Genomic DNA, 16,232 nt, shown 5'->3' with positions numbered 1-16,232 from the left:
GGGACCATGTTCGACACCGTACTCGTGGCCAACCGGGGCGAGATCGCCGTCCGGGTCGTCCGTACCCTGCGCGCGCTGGGCGTGCGCTCGGTGGCCGTCTTCTCGGACGCGGACGCCGACGCCCGCCATGTGCGCGAGGCCGACACGGCGGTCCGGATCGGTCCGGCGCCGGCGGCCGAGAGCTATCTGTCCGTGGAGCGGCTGCTGGAGGCGGCCGCCCGCACCGGCGCCCAGGCCGTCCACCCCGGCTACGGCTTCCTCGCGGAGAACGCCGGCTTCGCGCGCGCCTGCGCCGACGCCGGGCTGGTCTTCATCGGGCCGCCCGCCGACGCCATCTCCCTGATGGGCGACAAGATCCGGGCCAAGGAGACCGTGAAGGCGGCCGGTGTCCCGGTGGTTCCCGGCTCCAGCGGCAGCGGCCTCACCGACGCCGAACTGGCGGACGCCGCGCGCGAGATCGGCATGCCGGTGCTGCTCAAGCCGTCGGCGGGCGGCGGCGGCAAGGGCATGCGGCTGGTACGGGACGCGGCACTGCTGGCGGACGAGATCGCCGCGGCCCGCCGTGAGGCCCGCGCCTCCTTCGGCGACGACACCCTGCTGGTCGAGCGGTGGATCGACCGGCCCCGGCACATCGAGATCCAGGTCCTGGCCGACGGGCACGGCAACGTCGTGCACCTCGGGGAGCGCGAGTGCTCGCTGCAGCGCCGGCACCAGAAGATCATCGAGGAGGCGCCCAGCGTGCTCCTCGACGAGGCCACGCGCGCGGGGATGGGCGAGGCGGCCGTGCAGGCGGCCCGCTCCTGCGGCTACCGGGGCGCGGGCACGGTGGAGTTCATCGTGCCGGGCGGCGACCCGTCCTCGTACTACTTCATGGAGATGAACACCCGCCTCCAGGTGGAGCACCCGGTCACCGAGCTGGTCGTATCCATCGGTGCGGCCGGCGCCACGGGCGGGATCGACCTGGTGGAGTGGCAGCTGCGGGTGGCGGCCGGCGAGCGTCTGGCCTTCGGGCAGGACGACGTGACGTTCACCGGGCACGCCGTCGAGGCGCGCGTCTGCGCCGAAGACCCGGCGCGCGGCTTCCTGCCGTCCGGCGGCACGGTCCTGAGGCTGCGCGAGCCGCAGGGCGACGGCGTGCGCACCGACTCCGGGCTCAGCGAGGGCACGGAGGTCGGCAGCCTGTACGACCCGATGCTGTCCAAGGTGATCGCGTACGGCCCCGACCGCGCGACCGCGCTGCGGAAGCTGCGGGCGGCCCTGGCGGGGACGGTCACCCTGGGCGTGCCGACCAACGCGGGCTTCCTGCGGCGGCTGCTGGCGCATCCGGCGGTCATGGCGGGTGAGCTGGACACGGGCCTGGTGGAGCGCGTGGTGGACGACCTGGTCACCACCGAGGTGCCCGAGGAGGTGTACGAGGCGGCGGCGGCCGTCCGCCTCGACGCGCTGCGCCCGGAGGGCGACGGCTGGACGGATCCGTTCTCGGTGCCGAGCGGCTGGCGGCTCGGCGGCACCCCGCGGCCGGTGAGCTTCCACCTGCGGGCGCAGGAGCCCGTGGAGTACACGCCGCGCGGCTCCGCCGTCGTCACGGACGACGAGGTGTCGGTGACCCTCGACGGCGTCCGCCACACCTTCCACCGGGCCGCCGACTGGCTGGGCCGCGACGGCGACGCCTGGCAGGTGCGCGACCACGACCCGGTGGCCGCCTCGCTCACCGGTGCCGCCCACGCGGGCGCCGACTCGCTCACCGCGCCCATGCCCGGGACGGTGACGGTGGTGAAGGTCGCCGTGGGCGACGAGGTGACGGCCGGCCAGAGCCTGCTCGTGGTGGAGGCGATGAAGATGGAGCACGTCATCTCCGCCCCGCACGCCGGCACGGTCGCCGAACTCGACGTCGCACCCGGTTCCACGGTCGCCATGGACCAGGTCCTGGTGGTCATCACCCCGGCGGAGGAGGTCCGATGACGCTGCCCATGACCGTCCCGGCGCCGGGTCTGCCGGCCCGGGTGCGCATCCACGAGGTCGGCGCGCGCGACGGCCTGCAGAACGAGAAGTCGACCGTGCCCACCGAGGTGAAGGCGGAGTTCGTCCGCCGGCTCGCCTCGGCCGGTCTGACGACGATCGAGGCGACGAGCTTCGTCCATCCGAAGTGGGTGCCCCAACTCGCGGACGCTGAGGACCTGTTCCCGCTCGTCTCCGGCCTGGAGGGGGTCGAGCTGCCGGTCCTGGTCCCGAACGACCGGGGTCTGGACCGGGCCCTCGCCCTCGGCGCCCGGCGCGTCGCGGTGTTCGCCAGCGCCACCGAGTCCTTCGCCAAGGCCAACCTCAACCGGACGCTGGACGAGTCCCTCGCGGTGTTCGAGCCTGTGGTGCGGCGCGCCAAGGACGAGGACGTGCAGGTGCGCGGGTATGTGTCGATGTGCTTCGGCGACCCCTGGGAGGGTGCCGTCCCGCTCCCCCAGGTCGTCCGGGTGTGCAAGGCGCTCGTCGCGATGGGCTGCGACGAGCTGAGCCTCGGCGACACCATCGGCGTGGCGACGCCGGCCCATGTGCGCGCCCTGCTCTCGATGCTGAACGAGGAGGGGGTGCCGACCGGCGTCATCGGCGTGCACTTCCACGACACCTACGGTCAGGCCCTCGCCAACACCTACGCCGCCCTCCAGCACGGCGTCACCACCGTCGACGCCTCCGCGGGCGGGCTGGGCGGTTGCCCGTACGCCAAGTCCGCCACCGGCAACCTCGCCACGGAAGACCTCGTGTGGATGCTGCGCGGCCTCGGCATCGATACCGGAGTCGACCTGGGCCTCCTCGTCGCCACAAGCGCGTGGATGGCCGACCAGCTGGGACGGCCCAGCCCCTCCCGCACCGTACGAGCCCTCTCCCACAAGGAGCAGTGAACCGCCATGGACCACCGTCTCTCCCCCGAACTGGAGGACCTCCGCCGCACGGTGGAGGAGTTCGCCCACGACGTCGTGGCGCCGAAGATCGGCGACTTCTACGAGCGTCATGAGTTCCCGTACGAGATCGTGCGGGAGATGGGCCGCATGGGGCTGTTCGGCCTGCCGTTCCCCGAGGAGCACGGCGGTATGGGCGGCGACTACCTGGCGCTGGGCATCGCCCTGGAGGAGCTGGCCCGCGTCGACTCCTCGGTGGCCATCACGCTGGAGGCGGGCGTCTCGCTGGGCGCCATGCCGATCCATCTGTTCGGCACCGAGGAGCAGAAGCGCACCTGGCTGCCGAAGCTGTGCTCCGGTGAGATCCTCGGCGCGTTCGGCCTGACCGAGCCGGACGGCGGCTCCGACGCGGGCGCGACCCGGACGACGGCCCGCCTCGACGAGTCGACGGACGAGTGGGTGATCAACGGCACCAAGTGCTTCATCACCAACTCCGGCACCGACATCACCGGTCTGGTGACGGTCACGGCGGTGACGGGCCGCAAGCCGGACGGCAAGCCGCTCATCTCCTCGATCATCGTGCCCGCCGGCACCCCGGGCTTCACGGTCGCCGCCCCCTACTCCAAGGTCGGCTGGAACGCCTCGGACACCCGCGAGCTGTCCTTCGTGGACGTCCGTGTCCCGGCGGCCAACCTGCTGGGCCAGGAAGGCCGCGGGTACGCGCAGTTCCTGCGCATCCTGGACGAGGGCCGTGTCGCGATCGCGGCGCTGGCCACCGGCCTGGCGCAGGGCTGTGTGGACGAGTCGGTCAAGTACGCGAGGGAGCGCCACGCGTTCGGCCGTCCGATCGGCGCCAACCAGGCCATCCAGTTCAAGATCGCCGACATGGAGATGAAGGCGCACACGGCCCGCCTCGCCTGGCGCGACGCGGCGTCCCGGCTGGTGGCCGGGGAGCCGTTCAAGAAGGAGGCGGCGCTGGCGAAGCTGTACTCGTCCACGGTCGCGGTGGACAACGCCCGGGACGCCACGCAGGTCCACGGCGGCTACGGCTTCATGAACGAGTACCCGGTGGCCCGGATGTGGCGGGATTCCAAGATCCTGGAGATCGGCGAGGGCACCAGCGAGGTCCAGCGCATGCTGATCGCGCGGGAGCTGGGGCTGGTGGGCTGACCTGCCGCGAACGACCCGAATGAGGCTCAACGTCCCGCAGGAACCGGGGCGTTGGGCCTCGCCGCGTACAGGGGTCCGCTCACGGGCGGGCGCGGGACTCACGGCGCCCCACCCCTGGACATCAGCTCAGGTTAGGCTAACCTATCTTCGAACTGTCCAGCGGTGATCAGCCCTGTTCGAAAGCAGCGTAGCCATGTCCAACGCCAGAGCCACCCACCTCACCCGCCGCGGCATCCTCGCCGCCGGCGGCGCCCTCGGTCTCGGTGCCGTGCTCGCGGCCTGCGGGGACGACGACGCCGAGAGCGACGGGTCGAACGAGGCCGGGGGCGCGGCCGAGTCCGGCCCCTGGACGTTCAAGGACGACCGCGGCACGACCGTGAAGCTGGACAAGGTCCCCACGAAGATCGTCGCCTTCGTCGGCGTGGCGGCCGCCCTGTACGACTACGGCATCGAGGTCGAGGGCGTCTTCGGCCCGACGAAGACCAAGGACGGCAAGGCCGACGTGCAGGCCGGCGACATGGACGTCAGCAAGCTGACGGTGTTCGGCAACGTCTGGGACCAGTTCAGCGTCGAGAAGTACGCGGCGTTCGCCCCCGAGGTCCTCATCTCCACGACCTTCGACAGCGCCGGCACCCTCTGGTACGTCCCCGAGGCGTCCAAGGACAAGATCGCCAAGCTCGCGCCGAGCGTGGCCGTCTCCGTGTACGACCGTCAGCTGACCCAGCCGCTGGAGCGGGTGTGGGAGCTGGCCGAGTCCCTCGGCGCCGACCTGAGGACCGGCGGGGCCGCGCAGGCCAAGAAGGAGTTCGAGGCCGCCGCCGAGCGACTGCGCAAGGCCGCCAAGTCCCGCCCGGAGATCAAGGTCATGGCCGGCTCCGCCAGCCAGGACATCTTCTACGTCTCCGGCACCAACCTCTCCATCGACCTGGAGTACTTCAAGGCCCTCGGCGTGAACTTCGTCGAGCCGCCGGAGAGCGCCAAGAAGGAGGGCGGCGGCTGGTACGAGAGCCTGAGCTGGGAGAACGTCGACAAGTACCCGGCCGACATCATCATGATGGACGACCGCACCCAGACGATCCAGCCGGCCGACATCACCGAGGGCACCTGGAAGAAGCTGCCCGCCGTGAAGGCCGGGCAGGTCGTCCCGCGCTCGCCCGAGCCGATCCTGTCGTACGCCAAGTGCACCCCGCTGCTGACGAACCTGGCCGAGGCCATCGAGAAGGCCGAGAAGGTCGCCTGAGAGACGGCCGCTCGGGGGACCGCGGGCCGGCCGTGGCCGGTCGCGCGGTCCCCGCACCCCCTTGAGCAGGCACACCGACGCCGATCCGGGAGTCGCCCCCTATGACCACCGCCGTCGCCGCCCCCTTCCGCTTCTTCGCCCTCCATGTCGTACGGACGCGGCGGCTCGGGCCGTCCCTGGTCCGGGTCACCTTCGGCGGTGCGGACCTGGAGCACTTCCTCTCCGACGGACGCGACCAGTCCCTGTCGCTGTTCCTGCCGCACCCGGGGCAGAGCGAGCCCCGCGTCCCCGTCGAGCTGGGCGACGGCTGGTGGCAGGGCTGGCGCGAACTGCCGGACGGCGTAAGGGCGGTGATGCGGTCGTACACGCTGCGCGCGCTGCGCCGCGACGCCGGCGAGATCGACGTCGACTTCGTGCTGCACACTCCGGCCGGCCCCGGCTCCTCGTGGGCCGCGCGGGCCACCGCGGGTGACCGGGTGCTGGTGCTCGGCCCCGCCGTCGCGGACAACCGGGCCATCCGCTTCCGGCCGCCCGCCGACACCGGGCCGGTCGTCCTGTGGGGCGACGAGACCGCCGTACCCGCCGTCGCCGCCGTCCTCGAGACGCTGCCCGCCGGGACGCCCGCCCAGGTGTGGCTGGAGGTCCGTGACGCCGGGGACGTCCAGGAGCTGCCGACCGCCGCCGACGCCGGGATCACCTGGCTGGTCCGGGACCGGGCGCACCCCGAGGGCATCCCCCTGGCCCTGGACTCCGTCCGGGCCGCCCACATCCCCGCCGCCGAGCGGCCGTACGTGTGGCTCGCCGGCGAGTCCGGCTGTGTGAAGGCGCTGCGCCGGCACTTCGTCGCCGAACGCGGCCTGGACCGCCGCAGGGTCACCTTCGTGGGCTACTGGCGGCAGGGCATGAGCGAGGAACAGCTGCGCGCGGCGGCGTGACGTCCGGCGTCCGTCAGCCCCCCCCCGTGATCCCGGTCACGTCCGAACCCGGCACAAGCAACGTCAACTTAGGTTAGCCTTACCTAAGTTGCTCCCGCTCCAGAGCCCCGTCCCCACCGGAGGACCTCCCCATGCGCTCGCACTTGCTCAACGACACGACCGCGGAGCGGTACCGCCGCTCCGTGACCGAAGGCATCGAGCGGGTGGCCGCCAAACTCGCCGCCACCGACCGTCCGTTCACCGGCGTCTCGGTCGACGACCTCGCCCCCGCCATCGACGCGATCGATCTCGACCGCCCGCTGCACGACACCGCCGCGGTGCTCGACGAGCTGGAGGACGTCTACCTCCGGGACGCCGTCTACTTCCACCACCCGCGCTACCTCGCCCACCTCAACTGCCCGGTCGTCATTCCGGCGGTGCTGGGCGAGGCGGTGCTGTCCGCCGTCAACTCCTCGCTGGACACCTGGGACCAGTCGGCCGGCGGCACCCTGATCGAGCGCAAGCTGGTCGACTGGACGGCCGCCCGCATCGGCCTCGGCCCGGCCGCCGACGGCGTGTTCACCTCCGGCGGCTCCCAGTCCAACCTCCAGGCGCTGCTGCTGGCCCGCGAGGAGGCCAAGACCGACAGCCTGGCGAAACTGCGTATCCTCGCCTCCGAGGTCAGCCACTTCAGCGTGAAGAAGTCCGCGAAACTGCTCGGCCTCGGCCCGGACGCCGTGGTCTCCGTCCCGGTCGACCACGCCAAGCGCATGCAGACCGTCGCGCTCGCCCGGGAGCTGGAGCGCTGCACCCGGGACGGCCTGGTGCCCATGGCCGTCGTCGCCACCGCCGGCACCACCGACTTCGGCTCCATCGACCCGCTGCCCGAGATCGCCGGGCTCTGCGAGCGGTACGGCACCTGGATGCACGTCGACGCCGCCTACGGCTGCGGCCTGCTGGCCTCCGTGAAGTACCGGGGCCGCATCGACGGCATCGAGCATGCCGACTCCGTCACCGTCGACTACCACAAGTCCTTCTTCCAGCCCGTCAGTTCGTCCGCCGTGCTGGTCCGCGACGCCGCGACCCTGCGGCACGTCACCTACCACGCGGACTACCTCAACCCGCGCCGCATGGTCCAGGAGCGCATCCCCAACCAGGTCGACAAGTCCCTCCAGACCACCCGCCGCTTCGACGCGCTCAAGCTGTGGATGACCCTGCGCACCATGGGGGCCGACGGCATCGGGCAGCTCTTCGACGAGGTCTGCGACCTGGCCGCGGCGGGCTGGCGGCTGCTGGCCGCCGACCCCCGCTTCGACGTGGTCGTGGAGCCCGCCCTGTCCACCCTGGTCTTCCGCCACATCCCGGCCGCCGTCACCGACCCGGCCGAGATCGACCGGGCCAACCTGTACGCCCGCAAGGCGCTGTTCGCCTCCGGCGACGCCGTGGTCGCGGGCACCAGGGTCCAAGGGCGCCACTACCTGAAGTTCACCCTGCTCAACCCCGAGACGACGACCGACGACATCGCCGCCGTCCTCGACCTGATCGCCGGCCACGCCGAGCAGTACCTGGGAGACTCCCTTGACCGCGCGTCCTGACAACCCGCCCGTGGTCCACGACTTCGTGGCCATCGGGCTCGGCCCGTTCAACCTCGGCCTCGCGTGCCTGACCGAACCGATCGCCGAACTCGACGGCGTGTTCCTGGAGTCGAAGCCCGACTTCGAGTGGCACGCGGGCATGTTCCTGGACGGCGCCCACCTCCAGACGCCGTTCATGTCGGACCTGGTGACCCTCGCCGACCCGACCTCGCCGTACTCCTTCCTGAACTACCTGAAGGAGAAGGGGCGGCTCTACTCGTTCTACATCCGCGAGAACTTCTACCCGCTGCGCGTCGAGTACGACGACTACTGCCGCTGGGCCGCGAGCCGGCTGAGCAGCATCCGCTTCGGCACCACGGTGACCGAGGTGACGTACGAGGACGAGGCCGGGGTCTACGCCGTGCGCACCGACGCGGGCGACACCTACCGGGCCCGCCACCTCGTCCTCGGCACCGGCACCCCGCCGCACATACCCGAGGCGTGCGAGGGCCTCGGCGGCGGCTTCCTGCACAACTCCCGCTACCTCCAGCACAAGGCGGAGCTGCAGAGGAAGGAGTCCATCACCCTGGTCGGCTCCGGGCAGTCCGCCGCCGAGATCTACCACGACCTGCTCAGCGAGATCGACGTCCACGGCTACCGGCTGAACTGGGTCACCCGCTCCCCGCGCTTCTTCCCGCTGGAGTACACCAAGCTCACGCTGGAGATGACGTCCCCGGAGTACGTCGACTACTACCGCGAGCTGCCCGAGGACACCCGCTACCGGCTCACCGCCGAGCAGAAGGGCCTGTTCAAGGGCATCGACGGCGACCTGATCAACGAGATCTTCGACCTGCTCTACCAGAAGAGCCTCGGCGGCCCCGTCCCCACGCGGCTGCTCACCAACTCCGCCCTCACCGGCGCGCGCCACGAGAACGGCACGTACACCCTGTCGTTCCGCCAGGAGGAGCAGGGCAAGGACTTCACGATCGAGTCGCAGGGCCTGGTGCTGGCGACCGGCTACAGGTACGCCGAGCCGGAGTTCCTGCGCCCGGTGCGCGACCGCCTGGTCTACGACGGCCGGGGCAACTTCGACGTCGCCCGCAACTACGCCATCGACGTCACCGGACGCGGTGTCTTCCTCCAGAACGCCGGTGTCCACACGCACAGCATCACCAGCCCCGACCTGGGCATGGGGCCGTACCGCAACGCGTACATCATCCGCGAGCTGCTCGGCGCCGAGTACTACCCGGTCGAGAAGACGATCGCGTTCCAGGAGTTCTCCGTATGAGCACCCGCACCTTCACCTTCCGCCCCCTCGACCCGCTGAGGGACGCCGAGCTACTGCACTCCTGGGTGACCCACCCCAAGGCCGCGTTCTGGATGATGCAGGACGCCAGGCTGGAGGACGTCGAGCGCGCCTACATGGAGATCGCGGCCGACGAGCACCACCACGCCCTGCTCGGTCTCGACGAGCACGGGGCGCCCGCCTTCCTGATGGAGAGGTACGACCCCGCCCACCGCGAGCTGGTCGGCCTGTACGACCCGCTGCCGGGCGACGTGGGCATGCACTTCCTCACGCCGGCGACCGACCGTCCCGTGCACGGCTTCACCCGGGCCGTGATCACCGCCGTGATGGAGCACCTCTTCGAGGACCCCGGGGTCCGGCGGGTCGTCGTGGAGCCGGACGTCGCCAACTCGGCCGTCCACGCCTTGAACGCGGCGGTGGGGTTCGTGGCCGAGCGCGAGATCCAGAAGCCCGAGAAGAAGGCGCTGCTGAGCTTCTGCACCCGTGACCGGTTCGAGGCAGCCCGAGGAGCAGCCGTATGACGCCGTCCGACGCCGTGGCGCATCTGTCCCCCCACCGCTGGGCGCGGGCCAACCGCCTCCTCGTCCGCAAGGCCCTCGCCGAGTTCGCCCACGAGCGCCTGCTCACCCCCGAGCCGTCCGGCGACGGCGGCTATGTGGTCCGCAGCGACGACGGGCGCACGCGGTACACGTTCACCGCCGTGCGTCGCGCCCTGGACCACTGGGGGATCGACGCCGACTCGATCGCCCGCCACCGCGACGGGACGGAACTCCCGCTCGCCGCGCTGGACTTCTTCATCGAGCTGCAGAAGTCCCTGGGGCTGAGCGACGAGATCCTGCCCGTCTACCTGGAGGAGATCTCCTCCACCCTCTCGGGCACCTGCTACAAGCTGACCAAGCCGCGGGTCCCGGTGGCCGAGCTGGCCCGCTCCGGATTCCAGGCGATCGAGGCCGGGATGACCGAGGGCCACCCCTGCTTCGTCGCCAACAACGGCCGGCTGGGCTTCGGCGTCGACGAGTACCTGGCGTACGCCCCGGAGGCGGCGCGTCCGGTACGGCTGGTGTGGCTGGCGGCCCACCGCTCACGCGCCGCCTTCACGGCGGGCGTCGGCGTCGAGTACGAGTCGTTCATGCGGGAGGAGCTGGGCGCGGAGACCGTCGACCGGTTCCACGGGGTGCTGCGCGCGCGGGACCTCGACCCCCGGGACTACCTCCTCATCCCGGTGCACCCGTGGCAGTGGTGGAACAAGCTCGCGGTCACCTTCGCCGCCGAGGTCGCCCGCGAGCACCTCGTCGTCCTGGGCGAGGGCGACGACGAGTACCTGGCCCAGCAGTCCATCCGGACGTTCTTCAACAGCACGAGCCCGGAGAAGCACTATGTGAAGACGGCCCTGTCGGTCCTCAACATGGGCTTCATGCGCGGGCTCTCGGCCGCCTACATGGAGGCCACGCCCGCCATCAACGACTGGCTGGCCCAGCTCGTCGACGGTGATCCGGTGCTGCGCTCGACGGGCCTGTCGATCATCCGGGAGCGGGCCGCGGTCGGCTACCGGCACCTGGAGTACGAGGCGGCGACGGACCGGTACTCGCCGTACCGCAAGATGCTGGCGGCGCTGTGGCGCGAGAGCCCCGTGCCCCGCCTCGAGGACGGCGAGACGCCGGCGACCATGGCCTCGCTCCTGCACGTCGACCACGAGGGCGCGTCGTTCGCGGGCGCCCTGATCGAGCGGTCGGGCCTGGACCCGGTGGAGTGGCTGCGGCACTACCTGCGGGCCTACTTCACCCCGCTGCTGCACAGCTTCTACGCCTACGACCTGGTGTACATGCCGCACGGCGAGAACGTCGTCCTGGTGCTGAAGGACGGTGTGGTCCGGCGCGCGATCTACAAGGACATCGCCGAGGAGATCGCCGTCATGGACCCGGACGCGGTGCTGCCGCCGGCGGTCGAGCGGGTGCGGGTGGACGTGCCCGAGGACACCAGGCTGCTGTCGATCTTCACGGACGTCTTCGACTGCTTCTTCCGCTTCCTCGCCGCCAACCTCGCCACCGAGGGCGTCCTCGACGAGGACGCCTTCTGGCGGACGGTCGCCGAGGTGACCCGCGACTACCAGCGGTCGGTGCCCGAACTCGCCGAGAAGTTCGAGCGGTACGACATGTTCGTCCCCGAGTTCGCGCTGTCCTGCCTCAACCGCCTCCAACTGCGCGACAACCGGCAGATGGTGGACCTCGCGGACCCGGCCGGCGCCCTCCAGCTCGTCGGCACCCTGAAGAACCCCATCGCCGGGCTGTAGCCCCACGGACGGGCGGGCGCCCCCGGAGTACGGTCCTCCGCGGGCGCCCGCCGTCGTGTGCGCTACGCCGTGGGCCAGGGCACCTGCGGCGACCGGTAGAAGTCGATGCCCAGCGCCTCCCACCGCTCGGCCTGCGCGGCGAGCCGCACCTTGTACGCGTCCCAGTCGTGCGTCGAGGCCGGCGACCAACCGAGCTCGGCGACGCCCGGGAGCCGCGGGAACGCCATGTACTCGATCTCGTCCGACCGGGTCAGCGTCTCCGACCACAGCGGGGCCTCGACCCCGCGGATCGCCGACGCGGGCGCCCCCGGCAGATAGGCGGCCGGGTCCCAGTCGTAGGCCCGGCGCACCTCCACCAGGCCCGCCCAGGACAGCCCCAGCGGGGTGTCGGCGGTGTACTTCATGTCGAGGTAGATCCGGTCGGCCGGCGACAGGATGATCCCGGTGCCGTTGCGCGCGGCCGCGGCGACCCGTTCCTTCTCCTGGGCGCTCGTGCCGTCCAGGCCCCAGTACTGGGCGAGCGCGCCCTCGGCCGGGGTCGCCCCGGTCAGCTGGTGCCAGCCCACCACCGTCTTGCCGTACCGGGCCACGATCGGCTGCACCCGCTCCATGAACGCCACATAGTCCTCGTGGCTGGTGGAGTGCGCCTCGTCGCCGCCGATGTGCAGATGGCGGCCGGGGGTCAGCGCGGCCAGCTCGCGGATCACGTCATCGACGAAGTCGTAGGTGATCTCCTTGCCGGCGCACAGCGAGCTGAATCCGACCGCGGTGCCCGTGTAGAGCGGGGGCGCGACGCCGTCGCAGTTCAGGTCGGCGTACGAGGCCAGCGCGGCGTTGGTGTGCCCGGGCATGTCGATCTCGGGGACGACCTCCAGATAGCGGGAGGAGGCGTACCGGACGATCTCCTTGTAGTCGGCCTTGGTGTAGTAGCCGCCGGGGCCTCCGCCGACCTGGGTGGAGCCGCCGTAGGTGGCCAGCCGCGGCCAGGAGTCGATGGCGATGCGCCAGCCCTGGTCGTCGCTGAGGTGCAGATGCAGCTTGTTGATCTTGTAGAGGGCGAGCTGGTCGATGTACCGCTTGACCTGCTCGACGGTGAAGAAGTGCCGGGAGACGTCGAGCATCGCGCCGCGCCAGGAGTAACGCGGGGTGTCATGGAGGGTGCCGCCCGCGACCAGCCACGGGCCGGGCTGCACGGAGTCCTTCTCGACGGCGGCCGGGAGGAGCTGGCGCAGGGTCTGCACGCCATGGAAGAGGCCGGCGGGGACCGCCGCGGTGATGGTGACGCCGCCGGGCCCGCTGTCGAGGCGGTAGCCCTCGGCGCCGAACGGGCCCTGGTGCAGGCGCAGCCGGATGCCCCCGGCGCCGCGGTCGGTGACCGGGAGGCGGTAGCCGGTGGAAGGGCGCAGGAGGCCGGCGAGGTACTCGCCGACGCGGCGCGCCTCGCGGGAGCCGTCGACCCGGATGTGGGTGCCGCGGGTGATCCGGTACGGGTTCCCACCCGGGGTGGTGTGCGCGGGCGCGGGGATGACGCGGTCGAACGGGGTGGGTGACGTCGAGCGGGGGGCGGGAGCGGCCCCGGTCACCGAGACGCCCAGGGCGACCAGTAACAGGGAACCGAGAAGGCGCAGCGTTCTGTTCTTCACAAAAGCGTCCCTTCCATGAGCCGTTGACGCTCCAAGAGGTCTGGACCACTCTCTCGCGACCCGGATGGAACAATCCACCCCATGGCGGAAATCATCCAGCGGGACGGCACCTGGATCTTCGACGGCGACGCCCTGCGGCTGATCCCCGGCCGCGACAAGAGCGTCGGCCTGCTGCGCGCGGCGCTGGGCGAACTCGTCGTACCCCTCGAGGCGTTGGCCGGGATCTCCTTCGAGCAGGGCAAGCGGGCCGGCCGGCTCAGGCTGCGGCTGCGGGACGGCGCGGACCCGCTGCTGCTCGCCACGGGCGGTCGCCTCACTGAACCCCACGATCCGTACCAACTGGTCGTGGAGCCCGACCGGTACGGCGTCGCGGAGTATGTCGTGGACGAGGTCCGCAACGCGCTGCTGCTGGACGAGGTCCCGGCCGGCCCGGTGGACCGGTATCTACTGCCGGGCCCCTCGCTGCCGCTGTCCTTCTCCGCCGGGGACGGCACGGCCGCCTTCGACGGCGAGCGCATCCGTCTGGAGTGGAACTGGAAGACGGAGGAGGCCAAGGCCGCGGGCGGGCCCCGCACGATCCAGGTCACGGACGTCCGCGCGGTGGAGTGGCAGCCGGCCGCGGGCCTGGAGAACGGCCACCTCCGGTTCGTCGTGCGCCACGGGTCCGCCACGACCCCGCCCAAGTACGACCCGCACGCGGTGGAGCTGTGGGGCTTCAGGAAGGACCCGCTGATGGCCCTGGTCGGGGCGGCGGTGCAGGCCCGTATCCCTCATCCGGCCGCACCCGCGCCGGAGGGACGGGTCCCGCGGCAGGCGGACCCCGAGGACCACGACGTGCTGCTGCGCCGGTTGCGCGAGCTCGGCGACCTGCACCGCACGGGTGTCCTGACGGACGAGGAGTTCGCGGCCGCCAAGCAGGCCGTACTGAAGCGTCTGTAGGAGACACCCCCACCACCGGGCGCACGCTTGCCCGAAATCGGGCAGAATTCTTGCGGAACGATCTCCCATACCCCAGGATCTACCGAGTGCACGACGACCTTGTTGATCATCTGACCCGCAGCACGCCCCTGAACCGGGGCGAGGCACTGAGGGTGATCCAGGACGTGCTCGCCTACTTCGACGAGACGACCGAGCAGTTCGTCCGTCGCCGCCACCGCGAGCTCCAGGCCCAGGGCCTGGTGAACGCGACGATCTTCGAACGGATCGAGGCGGACCTGAAATACCGGGCGGTGGCACCGCCGGAGCTCTCGCTCCGGCAGCTGCGCCGCATCGTCTACGGCTAGGGGTACCTGTTCATATGTGCGGAATCGTCGGATACATCGGGAAGCGTGACGTCGCGCCCCTGCTCCTGGAGGGCCTGCAGCGCCTGGAGTACCGCGGGTACGACTCGGCGGGCATCGCCGTCACCTCCCCGAAGACCGCCGGTCTCAAGACCGTGAAGGCCAAGGGCCGGGTCCGCGACCTGGAGGCCAAGGTACCGGCGCGCTTCAAGGGCACCACCGGCATCGCCCACACCCGCTGGGCCACCCACGGCGCCCCCTCCGACGCGAACGCCCACCCGCACCTGGACGCCGAGGGCAAGGTCGCCGTCGTCCACAACGGCATCATCGACAACGCCGCCGACCTGCGCCGCAAGCTGGAGGCGGACGGCGTCGAGTTCCTGTCGGAGACCGACACCGAGGTCCTCGTCCACCTCATCGCCCGCTCGGAGGCGGAGAGGCTGGAGGACAAGGTCCGCGAGACCGTGCGCCTCATCGAGGGCACCTACGGCATCGCCGTCCTGCACGCCGACTTCCCGGACCGCATCGTCGTGGCCCGCAACGGCTCCCCGGTCGTCCTCGGCATCGGCGAGAAGGAGATGTTCGTCGCCTCGGACATCGCCGCGCTGGTCGCCCACACGCGGCAGATCGTCACCCTGGACGACGGCGAGATGGCCACCCTCAAGGCCGACGACTTCCGTACGTACACCACCGAGGGCACCCGCACCACCGCCGAGCCGACCCTCGTCGAGTGGGAGGCCGCCTCCTACGACATGGGCGGCCACGACACCTACATGCACAAGGAGATCCACGAGCAGGCCGAGGCCGTGGACCGCGTGCTGCGCGGCCGCATCGACGACCGCTTCTCCACCGTGCACCTCGGCGGCCTCAACCTCGACGCCCGCGAGGCCCGGCAGATCCGCCGGGTGAAGATCCTCGGCTGCGGCACCTCGTACCACGCGGGGCAGATCGGCGCCCAGATGATCGAGGAGCTGGCCCGTATCCCCGCGGACGCCGAGCCGGCCTCCGAGTTCCGCTACCGCAACGCGGTCGTGGACCCCGACACGCTCTACGTCGCCGTCTCCCAGTCCGGCGAGACCTACGACGTCCTCGCGGCCGTGCAGGAGCTCAAGCGCAAGGGCGCCCGGGTCCTGGGCGTCGTGAACGTGGTGGGCTCCGCCATCGCCCGCGAGGCCGACGGCGGCATCTACGTCCACGCCGGCCCCGAGGTCTGTGTGGTCTCCACGAAGTGCTTCACCAACACCACGGTGGCCTTCGCGCTCCTCGCCCTGCACCTCGGCCGCACCCGTGACCTGTCCGTGCGCGACGGCAAGCGGATCATCGAGGGCCTGCGCAAGCTGCCCGCGCAGATCGCCGAGATCATGGAGCAGGAGGCGGAGATCGAGAAGCTGGCCGAGCAGTACGCCGACGCCCGCTCGATGCTCTTCATCGGCCGGGTCCGGGGCTACCCGGTCGCCCGTGAGGCCTCGCTGAAGCTCAAGGAGGTCTCGTACATACACGCCGAGGCCTACCCGGCCTCCGAGCTCAAGCACGGCCCGCTGGCCCTGATCGAGCCCGCCCTGCCGACGGTCGCGATCGTCCCCGACGACGACCTGCTGGAGAAGAACCGCGCCGCGATGGAGGAGATCAAGGCCCGCAGCGGCAAGATCCTCGCGGTCGCGCACCAGCCGCAGGAGAAGGCGGACCAGACGATCGTGGTCCCGAAGAACGAGGACGAGCTGGACCCGATCCTCATGGGCATCCCGCTGCAACTCCTCGCCTACCACACGGCGTTGGCGCTGGGCCGGGACATCGACAAGCCGCGCAACCTGGCCAAGTCGGTCACCGTCGAGTAGCGGGACCGAACCCGGCACACCGCGGAACCCCTCGTCACGCCACGGCGCACGAGGGGTTCCGTGCGTCGGGGGGCGCGAAGGCCGGCGGA

Annotated in this window: 13 protein-coding genes; 12 read left to right on the top strand and 1 reads right to left on the bottom strand. The window is 71.2% G+C overall.

Annotation, left to right across the window (positions count from 1 at the left end; translation table 11 throughout):
* Nucleotides 1–6: 6 nt before the first annotated feature.
* From ABZ899_RS00880 to ABZ899_RS00840, 9 genes are all read left to right on the top strand, one after another.
* Nucleotides 7–1,962, top strand: a complete 1,956-nt coding sequence (locus ABZ899_RS00880; protein WP_361338821.1) for a biotin carboxylase N-terminal domain-containing protein — start codon at nucleotides 7–9, stop codon at nucleotides 1,960–1,962.
* On the top strand, nucleotides 1,959–2,894 hold the full coding sequence (locus tag ABZ899_RS00875) for a hydroxymethylglutaryl-CoA lyase (protein ID WP_361338819.1): 936 nt from the start codon (nucleotides 1,959–1,961) through the stop codon (nucleotides 2,892–2,894). The genes ABZ899_RS00880 and ABZ899_RS00875 overlap by 4 nt, the downstream gene beginning before the upstream one ends.
* Nucleotides 2,895–2,900: 6 nt before the next feature.
* Nucleotides 2,901–4,061 (top strand): acyl-CoA dehydrogenase family protein, encoded by a 1,161-nt coding sequence (locus ABZ899_RS00870; protein ID WP_361338816.1) that lies wholly within the window; start codon nucleotides 2,901–2,903, stop codon nucleotides 4,059–4,061.
* 193 nt (nucleotides 4,062–4,254) lie between these two features.
* The gene (locus tag ABZ899_RS00865) at nucleotides 4,255–5,301 is read left to right on the top strand and encodes an ABC transporter substrate-binding protein (RefSeq protein ID WP_361338813.1); all 1,047 of its coding nucleotides are present in this window, start codon (nucleotides 4,255–4,257) and stop codon (nucleotides 5,299–5,301) included.
* A gap of 101 nt (nucleotides 5,302–5,402) precedes the next feature.
* The gene (locus ABZ899_RS00860) at nucleotides 5,403–6,236 is read left to right on the top strand and encodes a siderophore-interacting protein (RefSeq protein WP_361338811.1); all 834 of its coding nucleotides are present in this window, start codon (nucleotides 5,403–5,405) and stop codon (nucleotides 6,234–6,236) included.
* A 131-nt stretch (nucleotides 6,237–6,367) separates the two neighbouring features.
* Entirely contained in the window at nucleotides 6,368–7,810 is a 1,443-nt protein-coding gene (desA, locus tag ABZ899_RS00855; protein ID WP_361338809.1) for a lysine decarboxylase DesA, read from the top strand.
* On the top strand, nucleotides 7,794–9,077 hold the full coding sequence (locus ABZ899_RS00850; RefSeq protein WP_361338806.1) for a lysine N(6)-hydroxylase/L-ornithine N(5)-oxygenase family protein: 1,284 nt from the start codon (nucleotides 7,794–7,796) through the stop codon (nucleotides 9,075–9,077). Before desA ends, ABZ899_RS00850 begins: the two co-directional genes overlap by 17 nt.
* On the top strand, nucleotides 9,074–9,616 hold the full coding sequence (locus tag ABZ899_RS00845) for a GNAT family N-acetyltransferase (RefSeq protein ID WP_361338803.1): 543 nt from the start codon (nucleotides 9,074–9,076) through the stop codon (nucleotides 9,614–9,616). The genes ABZ899_RS00850 and ABZ899_RS00845 overlap by 4 nt, the downstream gene beginning before the upstream one ends.
* Nucleotides 9,613–11,385: an IucA/IucC family siderophore biosynthesis protein gene (locus ABZ899_RS00840; RefSeq protein ID WP_361338800.1), complete on the top strand. Its 1,773-nt coding sequence runs from the start codon at nucleotides 9,613–9,615 to the stop codon at nucleotides 11,383–11,385. Before ABZ899_RS00845 ends, ABZ899_RS00840 begins: the two co-directional genes overlap by 4 nt.
* A gap of 62 nt (nucleotides 11,386–11,447) precedes the next feature.
* Here ABZ899_RS00840 and ABZ899_RS00835 read toward each other — a convergent pair whose 3' ends face one another.
* A complete protein-coding gene (locus tag ABZ899_RS00835; protein ID WP_361338798.1) occupies nucleotides 11,448–13,028 on the bottom strand; it encodes a beta-N-acetylhexosaminidase in 1,581 nt (526 codons plus the stop codon).
* 81 nt (nucleotides 13,029–13,109) lie between these two features.
* Between ABZ899_RS00835 and ABZ899_RS00830 the strand changes: the two genes are divergently transcribed.
* From ABZ899_RS00830 to glmS, 3 genes are all read left to right on the top strand, one after another.
* Nucleotides 13,110–13,967 (top strand): DUF4429 domain-containing protein, encoded by an 858-nt coding sequence (locus ABZ899_RS00830; protein WP_361338795.1) that lies wholly within the window; start codon nucleotides 13,110–13,112, stop codon nucleotides 13,965–13,967.
* A gap of 86 nt (nucleotides 13,968–14,053) precedes the next feature.
* A complete protein-coding gene (locus tag ABZ899_RS00825; RefSeq protein ID WP_055623450.1) occupies nucleotides 14,054–14,311 on the top strand; it encodes a hypothetical protein in 258 nt (85 codons plus the stop codon).
* A 14-nt stretch (nucleotides 14,312–14,325) separates the two neighbouring features.
* The gene (glmS, locus tag ABZ899_RS00820; protein WP_361338792.1) at nucleotides 14,326–16,143 is read left to right on the top strand and encodes a glutamine--fructose-6-phosphate transaminase (isomerizing); all 1,818 of its coding nucleotides are present in this window, start codon (nucleotides 14,326–14,328) and stop codon (nucleotides 16,141–16,143) included.
* Nucleotides 16,144–16,232 lie beyond the last annotated feature (89 nt).

Source organism: Streptomyces sp. NPDC046859, assembly GCF_040645135.1.
Lineage (GTDB): Bacteria > Actinomycetota > Actinomycetes > Streptomycetales > Streptomycetaceae > Streptomyces.
This window is presented reverse-complemented; position numbering and strand designations above follow the sequence as displayed.